Raw genomic sequence first — 17,206 nt, 5'->3', positions numbered from 1 at the left:
GGACAGGCCGGAGGGCGCCATGGCTGGACGCAGTGGATGCCGGGCGGGTTGGGGTAAGGGCATGTTCAATAACGGTTAGCCGGCAGGGGGCCGACTTTTTCCGATTCAGGTCTTGAGGTTTAACAGCTTTCCACGCTTCTCACCGGCCGGCTGTCAGACAAGACGCCGACATCCACCCGAGGCGCCAGGGCCGTATCGAGCGCCCGCCGTTGGTCGAAAACAAAACATTCGCCATCAAAGTGTCGGTGGCCGGCCACTTCAAAATACTTGAGGATGCCGCCGTCGAGCTGAAAGACATGCGTTACACCGGCCTCCCGCATCAAAATCGCGGCCTTTTCGCAGCGTATGCCGCCGGTACAAAAACTCACCACGGTTTTGCCCGCCAGTTCGCTGCGGTGGTCCTGCAAGGCCTGCGGAAAGTCGCTGAATTTGGCGATCCGCCAGTCGATGGCGTTTCTGAAGCTGCCGACATCGACCTCGAAGGCATTGCGTGTATCCAGCGTGACGACAGGGCGACCGGTGTCGTCCTGCCCGCTGTTCAGCCAGCGCTGCAGGGTCGCGGCTTCCACCGACGGCGCACGTCCCGTTGCGGGCTGTATCGCCGGGTGGTTCATGCGGATGATTTCGGGCTTGATTTTGACCAGCAGCTTGCGAAAAGGCTGGACCATGGACCAGCTTTCCTTGACTTCCAGGTCCTGAAACCGGACATCGTTGCGCAGCCATGCCAAAAAATCATGAATGTCGCTGCTCCCGGCGGCCAGGAACAGGTTGATGCCTTCTTCGGCCAGCAGCACCGTGCCCCGCAGGCCGCGGCTTTGCGCTGCATCACGCAGCGCCGCCTGCAAGGCTTCGAGCTCGTTCAGGGCGACAAATTTATAGGCTGCAATGTTCAGAATTTGCATGGTTCTGCGCATTGTAGGCAGGGCAAGGCAGGCGTCGCGGCACTGACTAAAGTGCTCAGCCCTAAAATGAAGCCATGTTTGTTCATTTGCGTATCCACACCGAGTTTTCTGTCGTTGACGGCACCAACCGTATTGATGAAATTGTCGCCGCCGCAGCGGCAGACGGCCAGCCGGCATTGGCCATCACCGACCTGGGCAACCTGTTTGGCACGGTCAAGTTTTACAAGGAAACCCGAGGCGCCGGCGTCAAGCCGTTGATAGGTGCCGATGTGTGGGTGCAGGTGCCCGGCAAGGACGCCGGCGCCGCGCCGGCGCGGCTGCTGCTGTTGGTACAAAGCCGGCAGGGCTACCTGAACCTGTCGGAACTGCTGACGCGCGCCTGGACCCGGGGCGTGGTACGCGACCAGGCGGTCATCAGCCTTGACTGGCTGCAGGAACTCAACGAAGGTCTGATTGCGCTGTCCGGCGCGCAGGGCGGCGCCGTGGGCCAGGCGCTGGTGCAGGGCGACGACCCGCGTGCGCTTGAATGCGCGCTGCATTTTGCTGGCATGTTCCCCCACCGGTTTTACCTGGAGCTGCAGCGGGCCCAGCGCGCCGACGACGAGCGGCATGTGGCGGCGGCAGTGCAGCTTGCCGCGCGCCTGAAGCTGCCGGTGGTCGCCACGCACCCGGTACAGTTTCTGGGCTACGACGACTACGAGGCTCATGAAGCGCGCGTGTGTATTGCCGAAGGCGAAATCCTGGGCAATGCGCGGCGCGTTCGCAAGTTCACACGCGAGCAGTATTTCAAGTCGTCGGCGCAGATGACAACGCTGTTTTCCGATGTTCCGTCGGCGCTGGCCAACACGCTGGAGATTGCCAAACGCTGCAACCTCAAGCTCGATCTGGGCAAGGCCATGTTGCCCGAGTACCCGACGCCAGAGGTCAACGGCGTGCGCATGCCGCCCGACGAGTATTTCCGTCACGCCTCGTTTGAAGGGCTGGAGGAGCGGCTGGCGCACCTGTATCCCGATGAAAAGGTTCGCAATGACAAGCGGGCCCAGTATGTGGAGCGGCTGGAGTTTGAGATCAACACCATCCTGAAGATGGGATTTCCGGGTTACTTCCTGATCGTGGGCGATTTCATCAACTGGGCCAAAAACAATGGCTGTCCGGTGGGGCCGGGCCGGGGCTCGGGTGCCGGCTCGCTGGTGGCCTATTCGCTGAAGATCACCGACCTGGACCCGCTGCAATACAACCTGCTGTTCGAGCGTTTCCTCAACCCGGAGCGGGTGTCCATGCCCGACTTCGACATCGACTTCTGCCAGACCAACCGCGACCGCGTGATCGACTATGTGAAGGATAAGTACGGCCACGCGGCGGTCAGCCAGATCGTCACCTTTGGCACCATGGCAGCGCGTGCCGCCATTCGGGACGTGGGGCGTGTGCTCGATTTCTCCTATGGCTTTTGCGACGGTATTTCCAAGCTGGTGCCCAACAAACCCGGCCAGGCCGTCACGCTGCAACTGGTACCCGCCGACCGCAAGAAAAACGACAAGATGGTCTACGCGCTGGAGGCCGAGCCGGTGCTGGCCGAGCGCGAGGCCAAGGAAGAAGACGTGCGCACCCTGCTCGAACTGGCGCGCAAGCTCGAAGGCCTGACGCGCAACGTGGGCATGCATGCCGGCGGCGTGCTGATTGCGCCAGGCAAACTCACCGACTTTTGTCCGCTGTATTTGCAGCCTGGCAGCACCTCGGCCGTGAGCCAGTTTGACAAGAACGACGTGGAAGCCATTGGCCTGGTCAAGTTCGACTTTTTGGGCCTCGCCACGCTGACCATTCTGGAGCTGGCGCGCGAGTTCATTGTCCAGCGGCATCCGGCGCAAAAGGATTTCAAGTTCGAGAACCTGCCGCTGGACGATCCGCGGGTCTACGCGCTGTTTGCCGAAGGCAAGACCGAGGCCGTGTTCCAGTTTGAAAGTATCGGCATGCAGCGCATGCTCCGTGACGCGCGGCCTAACCGGCTCGAAGACCTGATCGCGATGAATGCGCTGTACCGGCCAGGTCCGATGGACCTGATCCCGACTTACATCGCACGCAAGCAGGGCAAGGAGACGCCCGAGTACCCGGACCCGCGCGTCAAGCCCATTCTGGAGGAGACCTACGGCATCATGGTCTACCAGGAGCAGGTGATGCAGACCGCGCAGATCCTGGGCGGTTATTCGCTGGGCGGCGCCGACATGCTGCGCCGTGCGATGGGCAAGAAGGACGAGAAAGAGATGGCCTCGCAGCGGGAGATCTTCCGCAAGGGTGCCGGCATCAACGGCCTGTCCCAGGAGAAGGCCGACGAGGTTTTTGACCTGATGGAAAAGTTTGCGGGCTACGGCTTCAACAAGTCGCACTCTGCCGCTTACGCCTTGCTGGCGTACCACACTGCCTGGCTCAAGTGCCACTACACCGGCGAGTTTTTCTGCGCCAACATGACCGTGGAGATGGGTGACACCGACAAGCTCAGGATTCTTTTCGGCGACGCACAGAAGATGGGCATCAGCTTCGAGTCACCCGACGTCAACCGCGGCCACCACCGTTTTGAGCCCATCACGGACAAAAGTATTCGTTACGGCCTGGGCGCGGTCAAGGGTACCGGTCAGCAGGCCATTGCGGCCATCGTGGCGGCGCGCGAGGCGGATGGGCCCTTCACCTCGCTGTACGACTTCTGTGTGCGGGTCGACAAGTCCAAAATGAACAAGCGCACGGTAGAGGCCCTGATCAAGGCCGGTGCTTTTGACAACCTGCAGCTCAACCGCGCGTCGTTGCTGGCGTCGGTGGACCGGGCGTTTGAGTTTGCCGCCCAGTCCGAGGCCAATGCCAACCAGGGCGGCCTGTTCGACATGGACTCACACGCCGCCAGCACGCAGGAGCCGCCTTTGGTGGACGTCATGCCGTTTGGCGTGAAGGCGCGGCTGGTGCAGGAGAAAACCGCGATTGGGTTTTATCTGTCCGGGCACCTGTTCGATGAGGTCGAGACCGAGGTGCGGCAGTTTGTGAAACGCAGGATTGACGACCTGATTGACTCGCGCGACCAGTGTCTGCTCGCGGCCATCGTCAGCGACCTGCGCATCATCAACGGCAACCGCGGCAAGCTGATCATCTTCAAGCTTGACGACAAGACCGATACGCTGGAGGCCTCGGTGGACGAGGCGACGTTTAACGCCAACCGCAACCTGCTCAAGGATGACGAGTTCGTCGTCGTGCAGGGAACGCTGCAACCGGCGTCCGAACGGTTTGGCCGCCGCTTCAAGGTCACGCAAGTCTGGAGCCTGGAGTCGGCGCGTTGCAAGTTCGGCAAGTTTTTGCGGGTAGCGGTCAATGGCACGGCGCCCGATGTGCAGCGCATGGTGCGCGATTTTCCGCCGCGCAAAGAGATGTCGGAACAGGGCGAGGTCAGCCGCGGCCTGCCGGTGCGCCTGAGCCTGAAACGCGGCAGCGTGGTGGCCGATCTGCAGCTCGGAGAAGCCGCGAAATTTTTCCCGACCGATGCCGCGCTGGCGAGCTGGATGGCGCAGGCCGATCAGGGGCAGGCCAGCATAGTTTATGAATGAAATTGGCCTCCAGCCCTTGTCGGATGGGCGCAAGCAGCTATTTTATTGATAGCGAATGACCTGGGCTGCGGCGCAACTGTCGTGACGCCAGGCGCCGACGCCACTTTCCGGCTCAGTCTTTTGGCCGGAACTCCAGAATCATCGGCGTGGGCACCCGGCCATCCACGTCTTTCGGCATGGTTTCGGTGCGGATGATGGCCTTGACCACGGCGTCATCCCAGGCCTTGTTGCCGCTGGACTTGATCAGTCGCTGGCTGATGATGCTGCCGTCGAGCGCACTGCGCACTTCCACTTCGGCGGTCGGGTTGCCCGAGATGTCGTCGGCGAACACGATGTTGGGCTTGACCCTGGCGCGCACCTTGCCACCATAGCTGGCCGAGGGGCCGCTGGCCTTTTGCCCCGAGCCTTTGGCGTCGGCACTGCCCGTGGCCCCGGCCAGGCCCAAAGCCCGCTTGATGTTGTCCTGGCGCAGTTTTTCTGCTGCCGCGTCCGCCAGTTTCTTCTTCTCCGCGTCCCTGGCGTCCTGCTTTTTATCTTCGACCTTCTTTGCCTCAAGCTTTTTAGCTTCGTCGGCCTTGCGTTTGGCTAGCTCTTCCTTCTCCTTCTGCTCTTTGTCTTTTTTGGCCTGAAGATCTTTCAGCCTGTCCAGCTCGGCCTTGGCCTTTGCCAGTTCGGCTTCCTTTTTCTTGAGCTCCAGCTTGCGCTTTTTCTCGCGCTCAATGGCGATGTCCACGTCCGGTGCGGGTGGAGGCGGCGATGCCTTGACCACGGGTTCGGGCGGCGGGGGAGGCGGAGGCGGTGGCGCAGGCGGGGCTTCCACCAGCTTGGGCGCGGCCTCCTGCGGCACGCTGGACCACAACTCCGCCTCAAACGACAGGTCGGGGTCGCTGCGCTTCCAGTTGACGCCCCAGGTCAGCGCGCCTATCAGCAGCGCATGGACCAGCAGCGCCAGGCCGAAGGACCGCAGCGCACCGGGATCGCGGTGCGGCGCAAAGTCGAGGCGGTCGGTGGCGCTGGGCATCGGTGCAGGTCGCGGGTCAGTTGCCGGTTTGCACGGACAGACCGACACGTGCCACGCCAGCCTTGTTCAGCGCGTCCATGACCTTGACCACGGTTTCGTACTTGATGGATTTGTCGGCGCTGATGACCACGGGCGTGATCTGCTCGCCTGCGGGTACCGTCGGCTGCAGGCGCTTGACGGCTGCGCCGACCTCGCCCAGCCGGGTTGGTACCGACTGGCCTTCGGACTTGATCTGGATGACTTCGTCCTTGCTGATCTCAATCTGTATAGGCCGGGGCGGCTGGCCGGGCGCCTTGCCGACCTTGGGCAGGGCAATCATGCTGGGCGTGATCAGTGGCGCTGTCACCATGAAGATGATGAGCAGCACCAGCATCACGTCAATGAAAGGCACCATGTTGATTTCGCTGATGGTGCGGCGGCCACGGCCGCGTGAGTTGATTGCTGGCATATGCTGGTTCTCCTAGGCCACGCCGAAGCGCAGGGCCGCAACGAGCGACGACGAAGGCTCTTTAATCCAGCCGGGGCTGCGGAACCGGCTTTGCCGGGCCGCAGGCGCAGCGGCCCTTCTTCTTCGTGCAAGGGGCAGCGCACCGCCGAAGGCACACGAAGTGAAAAGCGTGGGGGCCCGCATGTCTAATGGCCCGAGGGCGAGTGCGAGCCCAGGTTGCGCTGCAGGATGTTGGAGAACTCCTCGATGAAGGTCTCCAGCTTGTTGGCGACGCGGTCGATGTCGTGGGCAAAACGGTTGTAGGCCACGACGGCAGGGATGGCGGCAAACAGGCCGATGGCCGTGGCCACCAGGGCTTCGGCGATACCAGGTGCCACACTGGACAGCGTGACCTGCTCCAGCGCGGCCAGGCCAGTGAAGGCGTGCATGATGCCCCATACCGTGCCGAACAGACCCACATAGGGCGAGACCGAGCCCACGGTGGCCAGGAAAGACAGGTTGGCTTCGACCGCATCCATCTCGCGCTGGTAGCTGGCGCGCATGGCGCGACGGGCGCCGTCGAGCAGGGTGCCGGGGTCTTCCATGCGGCGCTCGCGCAGCTTCTGGAACTCGCGCATGCCGCTGGCAAAAATACGTTCCATCGGGCCGCTGTGTTTGGCGTTTTGCGTGGCGGCGGCGTACAGGTCGTTGAGGCTGGTGCCGGACCAGAACTCGCGGTCGAATTCATCGTTGAGCGACTGCACACGTTTGAGCGAAATGATCTTGCGGAAAATCGCGGCCCAGCTCGCAATCGACACGCCGACCAGCAAGGCCACCACGCCCTGGACCACCCAGCTCGCGTTGAGGAGGAGGTTGACGATGGATAAATCCTGATTCATGTTGTGGTTTCCAGACGGTCAAGGAGTTGAGCAGGAATTCTTGCAGGTTTCAGGCTGGCGGCATCGACCCAGCCAATGCGTATCGTGCCGTCGCATAACAGTGTCGCCCCGCGCTCTGATTTTAATAGCGCACTCTGCCCGATTATCAAGGACGCGCGGCCTTTTTCGATCAGGCTTGCGGTAACAATCAGTTCATCGTCGAGACGCGCGGGCCGATGGTAACGCACGCTGGTTTCCGTCACGACAAACATGCCGCCGGTACGCTCGCGCAGGCGCTGCTGCTCAATACCCAATGACCGGAGCCACTCGGTGCGCGAACGTTCAAAAAACTTCAGGTAGTTGGCGTAAAACACGATGCCGCCAGCATCGGTGTCTTCCCAGTACACGCGGAGCAGCCACTGGAAGGCTCCGGGCTTAGGCAAGTACTGCCTCCAGCCGCGCCACGGCTTCCTGCAGTTGCGCCATGGAATTTGCCGTGGAAAAGCGAATGTAGCGTTCAGGCGCATCGGTGCCAAAGTCCCGGCCCGGCGTCACGGCAAGGTGGGCGCGCTTCATGAGTTCGAAAGCGAAGTCCCAACTGCCTGATACACCAAGCCGTTTCGCTGCATCCGTGCAGTCGGCGTACGCATAAAACGCACCGTCGGGCATCACCGGCACCGTCAGGCCGAGGCGGTTGAGCTCAGGGATGAAGTAGTCGCGCCTGGCCTTGAATTCGGCGCGGCGGCGTTCGTATTCGGCCAGGCTCTCCGGCTCGAAACAGGCCAGCGCTGCGTGCTGCGCGACGGTGCTCGGGCAGATGAACAGGTTTTGCGCGATACGTTCGATCACCGGCGCGAGTTCTTCGGGGACCACCAGCCAGCCCAGGCGCCAGCCGGTCATGTTGAAGTATTTGCTGAAGCTGTTGATGCTGATGATGCTTTCGCCCAGACCGTCTGACATGGCCAGCGCGGAGTGGCCAAAATGCGCTTCGTAACTCAGGCCCAGGTAGATCTCGTCGATCAGCGTGATGCCGCTGCGGCTGTGTACAAACTCGTGGATGCGCCGCAGTTCCGCGGGCGCAATCGAGGTGCCGGTAGGGTTGGACGGGGAGGCCAGCAACACGCCGCGGGTCTTGTCCGTCCACGCGGCCTGTACCTTGGCGGCGCTGAGCTGGAAGCGTTCTTCGGCCGTGGTCGGCACCAGCATGGCCTGGCCTTCAGCGGCGCTCACAAAGTGCCGGTTGCAGGGATAACTCGGGTCCGGCATCAGGATTTCGTCGCCCGCTTCGATCAGCGCCAGGCAGGCCAGTTGCAGGGCTGCCGACGCGCCAGCCGTGACGATGATGCGGCTGGGCGCCACGTCGGCCTGAAAGCGGGTCGTGTACCACTCGCTGATACGTTCACGCAGCGGCTCCAGCCCCGTAGCCTGGGTGTACTGCGTGTTGCCATCGTGGATGGCGCGTGCCGCTGCCTGTTGCACCAGCGGCGGCGCGGTGAAGTCCGGCTCGCCGATGTTCAGAAAAATCATCGGCTGGCCGGTGTGTGCAACCTGCCTGGCCATGGTGGCCGCCGCCTTGGCAACTTCCATCACATAAAAGGGTTCAATACGTTGTGCGCGCCGGGCAATGCGCATGGGCTTCATGCTGCGTCCTCAGACTTTTTTGTCGGCGGCGACTTCAGCGGCGCGAAAGCCAGGCGCCAGCTTGTGCAACACGCCATTGACATACTTGTGGCCGTCGGTGCCGCCGAAGGCCTTGGCCAGTTCAATACATTCATTGATGACCACACGGTAGGGCACGTCGAGGCAATGCTTGAACTCATAAGCGCCTATCCACAACACAGCATGCTCGACCGGCGATATTTCGGCCATCTTGCGGTCCAGCAGCGGCGTGACGCTGTCGTCGAGCGCAGTGGCCTCGGTGATGCAGCCATGAAGCAGGGCGTCGTAGTGTGCGGAGTCTGCCTTGTGAAAGCCGACCAGGTCCCGCGTGAAGGCATCGATGGATTGCGCCTCATTGCGGCCCACCAGGTGCTGGTACAGGGCTTGCAGCGCGAATTCACGCGCGCGCGTCCGGGCGGATTTGTCTGCCGCCTTTTTAACGCCGGTGTCGGTCAGTCCGGTCCGGGTTTGCGGCGGGCGTTTGGGTTTGAGGGGGGTAGGGTCGGACATGCGGGCTGGTGGGGGTGTTGCGGTGTTGCCGTGTGGTCAGGAGAGTTCGTTCAGCAGGTTGGCCATTTCCACGGCCACGCGCGCGGCGTCGCGGCCTTTGTCTACCTGACGAGCCTCAGCCTGTGCAACGGTTTCCACGGTGAGGATGGCATTGGCAATGGGCAACTGGTAGTCCAGCGCCAGCCGGCTGACCGAAGCGCCGCTTTCGTTGGCAACCAGTTCAAAATGGTAGGTCTCACCGCGGATGATGCAGCCCAGCGCAATCAGCGCGTCGTACTGGTCACGCTCGGCCAGCGCCTGCAGCGCAGAAGGAATCTCCAGCGCGCCTGGCACCTTGACGTGGTGGATGTTTTTTTCTTCTACGCCCAGCGCCAGCAACTCCTGCCAGCAGGCTTGCGCCAGGGCGTTGGTGATGCTTTCGTTAAAACGCGCCTGGACAATGCCAATCGAGAGTTTTTTGCCGACCAGTTTGTCTGCATGTCCTTTTTCAGCACCAAACACGTTTCAGTCCTTTTTGTTTTTGGCAATGTAGCCGGTGATTTCAAGGCCGTAACCCGTCATGCTGGGCATCCGGCGCGGATTGCCCATCAGCTTCATTTTTTGCACGCCGCATTCGCGCAGGATTTGCGCCCCCACGCCATAGGTGCGCAAGTCCATGCGACCGCGCTCTGGCGCCTGGCTGGCGCGCGCGGTGCCTTCAAATTGCGCCAGCAGCTGGGCTGCGCTTTCGCCGCAGTTGAGCAGCACCGCCACACCTCTGCCTTCCCCGGCAATATGCGCCAGGCTTTGATCCAGGCTCCAGGAATGCATGGCGCGCCCGGTTTCCAGCGCATCCAGCACCGACAGCGGCTCGTGCACACGCGCCGTCACGGTTTCGTCCGCGCCCCACTGGCCCTTGACCAGCGCCAGGTGCAGGCCCTGGCTGGGCTTGTCCTTGAAGGCATGCGCTGTGAATTCGCCGAAGGCCGTCTGGATGGTGCGTTCGCCGATTTTTTCGATCAGCGAGTCGTGCCGGCTGCGGTGTTCGATGAGGTCGGCAATCGTGCCAATTTTCAGGCCGTGTTCGGCGGCGAAAACCTGCAGGTCTGGCAGGCGCGCCATGGTGCCGTCGTCCTTCATGATCTCGCAGATCACGGCGGACGGGGAGCAGCCGGCCATGCCAGCCAGGTCACAGCCAGCCTCGGTGTGGCCGGCACGCATCAGTACGCCGCCATCAACCGCCTGCAGCGGGAAGATGTGACCCGGTTGCACAAGGTCACTGACCTTGGCGTTCCTGGCTACGGCGGCCTGCACGGTGCGGGCCCGGTCTCCAGCGGAAATCCCGGTGGTGACTCCCTCGGCCGCTTCGATGGAAACCGTAAAGGCCGTGCCCATTTTGGTTCCGTTGCGCGCCACCATGGGGGGCAGCTGCAGCAATTCGCAGCGCTCACGCGTCAGCGTCAGGCAGACCAGACCTCGGCCGTAACGGGCCATGAAGTTGATGGTTTCGGCACTGACGTGGTCGGCGGCCAGCACCAGATCACCTTCGTTTTCGCGGTCTTCTTCATCAATCAGAATGACCATGCGGCCGGCCCGGATGTCGGCCACGATGTCTTCAACGGGGGAGATGGCGATCGTCATGGATTCAGGGGGTCTTTCCGTTTTGGAGCATGCGTTCGACATAACGCGCAATAAGGTCGATCTCAAGGTTGACCCGCGATTGTGGTTGCAGGTGGCCCAGTGCCGTGTTTTGCACCGTATGGGTAATCAGGTTGATGCTGATCTCGCAGCCAGGCGCTGCGCCGTCCTGGTCGGCCACCCGATTGACGGTCAGGCTGACCCCGTTGACGGTGATGGAGCCCTTGTAGGCCAGGTATTTGGCCAGTTCCCGCGGAGCCAGAATGCGTAACTCCCAACTTTCACCCACCTGCGCGAAATGCGTGACCAGCCCGATGCCGTCCACATGGCCAGCGACGATATGGCCGCCGAGGCGGTCGTGGGCGTGCAAGGCTTTTTCGAGGTTGATGGGGCCGGGTTCGGCCAGTCCGCTGGTTTTAGTCAGAGACTCGGCTGAAATTTCAATCACAAACTGCTTGTTGTCGCTGTCCAGCTGCGTCACCGTCATGCAGGCGCCGTTGAGTGCGATGCTGTCGCCCAGGCCCACGTCGTCGAGGTAGCCCGCAGGCGTCTCTATCGTGAGGCGATTGCCGTGGTCCAAAGAGCTGCCCAGGCGGTGGACAGCGACGATGCGCCCCACGCCGGTGATGATTCCGGTAAACATGGCGGTATTTTCGCAGAGATTGCCGCTGCGCATGGCGCGGCCCTGCAATCGGGGCTTAAAAGGTGTCGCGCCCGCGAACCCTGGCCACAATGCGCAGGTCCGGTCCCAGCCGGTCGGTGGAGAGAAATTCCAGCTCCACGGCCTGTGACAGCGCCGTGATCGGCCCCAAAGTGGCCATGCCCGCCCCCTGGCCAATCCATTTGGGCGCCAGGTACACCAGAAATTCATCCACCAGGGCCTCGCGGATCAACGACCCGTTGAGTTTGTGCCCGGCTTCCACATGGACTTCATTGACCTCGCGGCGCGCCAAATCGCGCAGCATGGCCGCCAGGTCCACCTTGCCGTTGCTGCCGGGCTGGTAGATCACGGTGGCGCCGCGGGCCTCCAGCGCCGCCTTTCTGGCGTCGTTGGGTTCGGCTGCGTAGATGTAGAGGGATCGGCCGGGGACGAAAAGATGCGCGTCCAGCGGCGTTTCCAGCCGACTGTCCACCACCACCAGGTGCGGCTGGCGCGGCGTGTCCACCAGGCGCACGTCGAGCCGAGGATTGTCTTCCAGCACGGTACCAATGCCGGTCAGCACCGCACAGGCCCGCGCCCGCCAGGCGTGACCGTCGGTGCGTGCGGCGTCCGACGTAATCCACTGGCTGGTGCCATTGTCCAGCGCGGTCTTGCCATCCAGCGAGGCAGCCACTTTCATGCGCACCCAGGGCGTATTGCGAACCATGCGGCTGAAAAAACCTATATTCAGCTCACGCGACTCCTCCGCGCCGGGACCGACTTCGACTTCAATGCCGGCCGCACGCAGCCTGTCGAAACCCTGGCCCGACACCAATGGATTGGGGTCCGCTATGGAGGCAACCACTTTCCTGATGCCAGCGGCTATCAATGCGTCGCAGCATGGACCCGTGCGCCCGTGATGGGAACAGGGTTCCAGGGTGACCCATGCGGTGGCGCCTGCCACCGAATGACCCCGGGCGGCCGCGTCGCGCAAGGCCATGATTTCAGCGTGGGCGCCACCGGCGCATTGGGTGTGGCCTTGGCCCAGCACGTGTCCGGCCGTTGAGACCAATACGCAGCCAACAGCGGGATTCGGTGATGAAAGACGTGACGCCTGGCTGGCAAGTGGGAGAGCAAGGTCAATCATTTCGGGTTCCGAAGAAGAGCGCGTTTGCGCGACAAGCTGGCAACTCGGGAGTCTACCGTCTGGCGGGCATCCTCAGCCGAATGTCGGTCTGGCAGGAGCCCTTGGGCCGTTCCGGGGTAGTCTCGTTGTATGAAGATACGCCAAGCAGGTTTTACGCTGATTGAATTGCTCATTGTCATCTCTCTTGTCGCAGTGTTGGCCTCGCTGGCTGTGCCCGGCTTTCGAAGCTTGCTGGTCAACCGGACGGTTCAGACGGCTGCCGATTCCTTGATGACGGACCTTCGGTACACGCGTTCCGAGGCCGTCAAGCGTTCGGCACGTGTTTCCTTGTGTCAGTCGGCTAACGGGACCAGCTGCGTGACGGGAAGCAACGCATGGGTCAGCGGCTGGATTGTTTTTATTGACGCCAATGGCAATGGCGCTGTGGACGCCGGTGACGAAATCGTGAGGGTACAGCAGGCCTTGACCTCCATCGCTTCAATAGCCAGCACCAATCCAACGTCGGACCGTCGCTTTTTTACTTACCAGCCCACGGGCTGGGCAAAAAGCGCCAGCCAGACGTTTATTTTTACCCCCGCTGGTAACGTACCTTCCGGCTCCCTCCGGGTGGTATGCATTTCCAACCAGGGCAGGGCCGGACTCAAGGCTGCGGGAGCTACAGCATGCACCTAGGCATCGTTCGCTCACGAGTTTTGACGCGTCATCGGTGGCGTCTTGATCGAGGTGGCTCGCTGATCGAGGTTCTGGTCTCCATCGTTATTGCTTCGATTGCCTTGCTGGCGCTGGCGGGCGTCAATGCCTCGGCGCTGCGGTATACAAAAATGTCGCAATACCGTGCGACGGCTACCTTGCTGGCCAGCGACCTTGGCGAAAGAATGAGGGCGAACAAGGGGTTGGAAACAGCAGGGGGTGTCGCAGCGACCGGGTTCTTTGCAGGGGTGTATGACTACAGCAGTACCGACTTTGCTGGCCAGGCGACCGCCGCTACGCTGCCCGCAGAATTGTGCAATACCGCAGCCAGCTCGTGTACTCAGCAGCAGGTAGCAGACCTGGACATGGCGCAATGGCGTCTTCTGGTTCGCACCCAGCTGCCAGAGGGGTCCATTTTTATATCTCGTCAGTCGGGCCAAACGGCTGCAGATGTATGGGTTGCCTGGCGCGACCCTGCCGTCGCAAACAATGACGAGGCGCCTGCCCTTGCGTCGGAGTGCCCGGATGGTTTGAACCTGAACGCCGACCTGAGCGTGCGCTGCAGCTTTTTCAGGATCAATCTATGAGGCGTTCCACCGTACTTCTGCGTTCGCGCCAGCGCGGCCTGTCCATCATCGAGGTCCTCGTTTCCCTGGTGATTGGACTGGTTGTTGTCGGTGCCGTATTGCTGAGTTACGTCACGTCAGGGCAAACCAATAAGCTGCAGGCGGCGTATGCACAAATGAATGAGGACGCCCAGGTCGGGTTGCTCATCCTGTCACGTGACCTTCAACTCGCCGGGTATGCCCAACCTACCAGTCTCGATGCAGTGACCTTTCAGTTTGGACGAACCTATTCAGGCAGCGCAGTTTTTGGATGTGATACCGGATTTGTATCGGCGTCAACCACCGGCAACGTGGCCTGCGCGGCTGCCGGCGCCTCGCCAGCCATTGAGGTGGTTTATGAAGGGGATATCACCAATACGGTGGAGCACTCTTCGGGGCGACCCTCGGATTGTCTCGGTGCCGCCCTGACGCAGCAGACGGTAGGGCTCACAGATTTTTATGTTACGTACAACCGCTACTACGTTGCGACCAGTACGCTGGGCCGGCCGGAACTTCATTGCGCGAGCAAACTTGGTAACACGGGTGGCGCATTGGTGGACAACGTTGAAAACATGAAAATCTGGTACGGCGAAGCCAACCCAATCGACAAGCGTCAGATCGTGCGCTATGTCAGCGCGGCCAATGTGTTGGACCCCACCTTCGGGCATGTGGTGAGTGTGCGTGTTTGCCTGATGATGCGAAGCGCCGAACCGGTTCTCTCGGCGGAAGACCCGGCGACCTATCTCGACTGCGATTCAGTCTCGCAAACCTCTGCCGACCGGTTTGCGCGACGCGCCTACTTCACGACCACTGCCTTGCGCAACAAGATGACGTTCTAGGATGGCCATGAACAGTCTTTACCCCTGTTTTTGCATGTCGCGCCGCCGTCGTCAGGGCGGTGTTTCATTGATTATTGTGCTGATCATGGTGGTGGTGATCGGCCTGACATCGGCGGCGGCCATCCGCAATGCAACCTCCGATGAGCGGGTGACCAACAATGTGCGTATGCAGAACCTGGCGCAGCAGTATGCCGATGCCGCTCTGCGTTACTGCGAAAGCGAGCTTTCCAAGGCGGATACCCTGCGGGTGACGACGCTGCAGGAGGCCAACCTTGTCTCGACTGCTTTTGGTGATCCCCCCGCTTGGAAAAACGGCGATACCTGGATTGGAACAGGAGGCGCTGCGGCTTCGCGGACGATCTTGCCAGAGCTTCAAATCAAATCGTCGAACAGTTCCTTCCGGCCAGCGACGCTTCCGCAATGTGTCGCGGAAAAGCAGGTGCTGGAAGACACAAAAATCGCTTACGTCATCACCGCCAGGGGCTTTAGCCCCGATTACACCGCCAACGCAGTGACGGGAGTCACCACCGGCGGCTCAGTGGTCTGGTTGCAGACCACGCTGGTTTTGAATTGAAGGGCTTATCCATGTATTGCTCACCCTATCCATCGTCAACCCGCCGGCTTGTGATAGCGGGCCTCATGACCCTGCTGAGTGTGCCTATGGCCATGGCCCAGCCTGCCCAGAAACCCCTTCTCAGTCGGGACGGCGGCGGCGTCAAACCCAACATCATGCTGACCATGGATGACTCGGGTTCCATGATGTTTCAGCACATGCCGGAAGAAACCGTCTACCTCGGTTCGCAGACGGTGCCCAGTCCGATTGGCAGTGCATCGGTTCGCATGGACCCGGGCGACAACGCGACACTGGGCGGGCCAGGCTCGGCACAGGGGGCTGCGAGTCAGTTTCTCGGGACCATTGCCGGCGACCCGGCATCGTCGAATTACCGACAGAAGCTGATGCGCTCCCCCGACTCCAACACTATCTACTACAACCCCGAGGTGCGTTATCAACCCTGGCCTCTGGCCGCAGGCGGCCGAATGGCGGATGCCTCGGTGACGGCGGCGCTGCGTGATCCGATGAATGCGGGGGGCGGCACCATCAATCTCACCGATGTCCGCGAGATTGACGACAATTCGCTCGTATGGTGCTTCAGGCCCAACGGCACTTCCAATAGTTGCAGCGGCGCCAACCAAAAGATTGATTACGACCCTGGGCTGTACTACCGGTTGAGGAAAAACGCCTCAGGCGTTTATCTTGACGCCACAGACGACACCAAGTACGACAAATTCACCATCAATGCAAGCTCCTCAACCACGTACACCAAATACGCAGCCCGCACGGACTGCACGGGTACCACCTGCACACGGACCCAGGAGCGGCAGAACTTTGCCAACTGGTTCACGTATTACCGCACCCGCAATCTGCTGGCGCGCGGCGCGGTAGCGGAAGCTTTTTCCGAGTCTACCGATACCTTTCGCATGGGTTACGGTCGAATCAACAAGGGATCGGGCAGCATCGACAGTGTCGACACCCGGGTGATTCAATCCGGTCTGCGCGAGTTCACGGCCAGCCGTAAAAGCACCGTGTTTGACTGGCTGTACGCGCTTCCTGCGAATGGTGGAACGCCCTTGCGACGGTCGATGCAGGAAGTAGGCAATTATTTTTCACGCGCCGATAACCGGGGTCCATGGTCGGACGTGCCTGGGTCGGTGAATACCACAGCCGACAAAACCTGCCGCCGTTCTTATCACTTGTTGGTGACTGACGGCTACTGGAGTGACACGGTGGGCAGCGGTGGGCTCGTGGCGGTAGGCAACGACGACAACACCAACGGCAGCAACATTTCAGGGCCGGGGCAGTCTTTTCAATACCTGGCTCCCAGACCTTATCGTGACGGGTCTTCCGACACGCTGGCTGACTACGCCATGAAGTACTGGAAGAACGATCTGCGCACCGATCTGGACAACAAGGTTGTCGCGTCGCTGGAGAACCCGGCGTTCTGGCAGCACATGGTCAACTTCACCGTCGGTCTGGGCGTTCGGGGGACCCTGGACCCGGCCACCGATCTGCCTTTTTTGACCGCCGGCACCAAGTCCTGGGGTTCCGACAAGATCGATGACCTCTGGCATGCGGCGGTCAACAGCCGAGGTGCATTTTTCAGCGCCAAGGACCCCAACGAGCTGGCCAATGCGATACGCAGTTCCATTGGCCAGACAATCCAGCGCGAGCTGCGAGAGGCAGGTGTTGCAACGGCTGCCACCACCCTACAGGATGGAAACCGCAAATACGTGCCGCTTTTTAGAACGGGCACCTGGAGTGGTGATGTGCAGGCCTTTGCGCTGGATGCCAATGGGCAAGCGGGGGTGCAGCTGTGGGCGGCCGAAGCCAAGGTGCCGGCGTGGGCCAGCCGGAGAATCTTTACCTGGGACGCCGGGTTGACAACCCCCGCAGGTGTGGCGTTTACCTGGGCTGGTATCAGTGCCGCCAACCGGACGGCGATGGGTGGGGCTGGTAGCGTTGCGGCGGTTCAGCAGAGCACCTTTGTCAACTTTCTGCGCGGCGACAGGAGCCAGGAAGGGGGCGATCTGCTTTTTCGCAGGCGCAGCGGGGTGCTGGGCGACTTCATCAATTCCAATCCAGTGCTGGTGAAGGGATCAGTCAATCTCGGCTACAACACGCTGCCTGTGAT

Annotated in this window: 16 protein-coding genes and 1 pseudogene; 6 read left to right on the top strand and 11 right to left on the bottom strand. The window is 61.5% G+C overall.

All coding sequences use genetic code 11. From position 1 onward, the window contains the following. Positions 1-119: 119 nt before the first annotated feature. A complete protein-coding gene (locus ACESMT_RS13715) occupies positions 120-902 on the bottom strand; it encodes a sulfurtransferase (protein ID WP_372827156.1) in 783 nt (260 codons plus the stop codon). A gap of 74 nt (positions 903-976) precedes the next feature. On the opposite strand from ACESMT_RS13715, the gene dnaE reads away from it, so the two are divergent. Continuing rightward, positions 977-4,483 (top strand): DNA polymerase III subunit alpha, encoded by a 3,507-nt coding sequence (gene dnaE, locus ACESMT_RS13710; RefSeq protein ID WP_372827155.1) that lies wholly within the window; start codon positions 977-979, stop codon positions 4,481-4,483. Between the two features lie 112 nt (positions 4,484-4,595). Here the strand turns inward: dnaE and tolA are convergent, their stop codons facing one another. The 10 genes from tolA to ribD form a co-directional block, all read right to left on the bottom strand. Next, on the bottom strand, positions 4,596-5,504 hold the full coding sequence (gene tolA / locus ACESMT_RS13705) for a cell envelope integrity protein TolA (RefSeq protein WP_372827154.1): 909 nt from the start codon (positions 5,502-5,504) through the stop codon (positions 4,596-4,598). Between the two features lie 16 nt (positions 5,505-5,520). Beyond that, complete coding sequence (locus ACESMT_RS13700; protein WP_372827153.1) at positions 5,521-5,952, bottom strand: biopolymer transporter ExbD; 432 nt, start codon at positions 5,950-5,952, stop codon at positions 5,521-5,523. A 185-nt stretch (positions 5,953-6,137) separates the two neighbouring features. After that, complete coding sequence (gene tolQ, locus ACESMT_RS13695) at positions 6,138-6,830, bottom strand: protein TolQ (RefSeq protein WP_372827152.1); 693 nt, start codon at positions 6,828-6,830, stop codon at positions 6,138-6,140. Next, positions 6,827-7,252 carry a tol-pal system-associated acyl-CoA thioesterase gene (gene ybgC / locus ACESMT_RS13690; protein ID WP_372827151.1) on the bottom strand — a complete coding sequence of 142 codons (426 nt, stop codon included), beginning with the start codon at positions 7,250-7,252 and terminating at the stop codon, positions 6,827-6,829. Before ybgC ends, tolQ begins: the two co-directional genes overlap by 4 nt. Beyond that, on the bottom strand, positions 7,245-8,441 hold the full coding sequence (locus ACESMT_RS13685) for a pyridoxal phosphate-dependent aminotransferase (protein WP_372827157.1): 1,197 nt from the start codon (positions 8,439-8,441) through the stop codon (positions 7,245-7,247). Before ACESMT_RS13685 ends, ybgC begins: the two co-directional genes overlap by 8 nt. An 18-nt stretch (positions 8,442-8,459) precedes the next feature. Next, the gene (gene nusB, locus ACESMT_RS13680) at positions 8,460-8,978 is read right to left on the bottom strand and encodes a transcription antitermination factor NusB (RefSeq protein ID WP_372827150.1); all 519 of its coding nucleotides are present in this window, start codon (positions 8,976-8,978) and stop codon (positions 8,460-8,462) included. Between the two features lie 36 nt (positions 8,979-9,014). Next, entirely contained in the window at positions 9,015-9,479 is a 465-nt protein-coding gene (gene ribH, locus ACESMT_RS13675) for a 6,7-dimethyl-8-ribityllumazine synthase (RefSeq protein ID WP_372827149.1), read from the bottom strand. Between the two features lie 3 nt (positions 9,480-9,482). Beyond that, positions 9,483-10,598 (bottom strand): bifunctional 3,4-dihydroxy-2-butanone-4-phosphate synthase/GTP cyclohydrolase II, encoded by a 1,116-nt coding sequence (gene ribBA / locus ACESMT_RS13670; RefSeq protein WP_372827148.1) that lies wholly within the window; start codon positions 10,596-10,598, stop codon positions 9,483-9,485. A gap of 4 nt (positions 10,599-10,602) precedes the next feature. Further along, positions 10,603-11,238: a riboflavin synthase gene (locus ACESMT_RS13665; RefSeq protein WP_372827147.1), complete on the bottom strand. Its 636-nt coding sequence runs from the start codon at positions 11,236-11,238 to the stop codon at positions 10,603-10,605. A gap of 55 nt (positions 11,239-11,293) precedes the next feature. Beyond that, entirely contained in the window at positions 11,294-12,382 is a 1,089-nt protein-coding gene (gene ribD / locus ACESMT_RS13660; RefSeq protein ID WP_372827146.1) for a bifunctional diaminohydroxyphosphoribosylaminopyrimidine deaminase/5-amino-6-(5-phosphoribosylamino)uracil reductase RibD, read from the bottom strand. Positions 12,383-12,511: 129 nt separating this feature from the next. On the opposite strand from ribD, the gene ACESMT_RS13655 reads away from it, so the two are divergent. The 5 genes and pseudogenes from ACESMT_RS13655 to ACESMT_RS13635 all read left to right on the top strand — a co-directional run. After that, on the top strand, positions 12,512-13,054 hold the full coding sequence (locus ACESMT_RS13655; RefSeq protein WP_372827145.1) for a GspH/FimT family pseudopilin: 543 nt from the start codon (positions 12,512-12,514) through the stop codon (positions 13,052-13,054). Next, on the top strand, positions 13,045-13,659 hold the full coding sequence (gene pilV, locus ACESMT_RS13650; RefSeq protein ID WP_372827144.1) for a type IV pilus modification protein PilV: 615 nt from the start codon (positions 13,045-13,047) through the stop codon (positions 13,657-13,659). The genes ACESMT_RS13655 and pilV overlap by 10 nt, the downstream gene beginning before the upstream one ends. Then, positions 13,656-14,516: a PilW family protein gene (locus ACESMT_RS13645; protein ID WP_372827143.1), complete on the top strand. Its 861-nt coding sequence runs from the start codon at positions 13,656-13,658 to the stop codon at positions 14,514-14,516. The genes pilV and ACESMT_RS13645 overlap by 4 nt, the downstream gene beginning before the upstream one ends. A 7-nt stretch (positions 14,517-14,523) precedes the next feature. Beyond that, positions 14,524-15,090, top strand: coding sequence for a PilX N-terminal domain-containing pilus assembly protein (locus tag ACESMT_RS13640; protein ID WP_372827142.1), 567 nt, complete (start codon positions 14,524-14,526; stop codon positions 15,088-15,090). Between the two features lie 65 nt (positions 15,091-15,155). Further along, positions 15,156-17,206, top strand: a pseudogene (locus ACESMT_RS13635) (hypothetical protein); the annotation flags it as partial.

Origin of the sequence: Polaromonas sp., assembly GCF_041689105.1 — a bacterium.
GTDB lineage: Bacteria > Pseudomonadota > Gammaproteobacteria > Burkholderiales > Burkholderiaceae_C > Polaromonas.
This window is presented reverse-complemented; position numbering and strand designations above follow the sequence as displayed.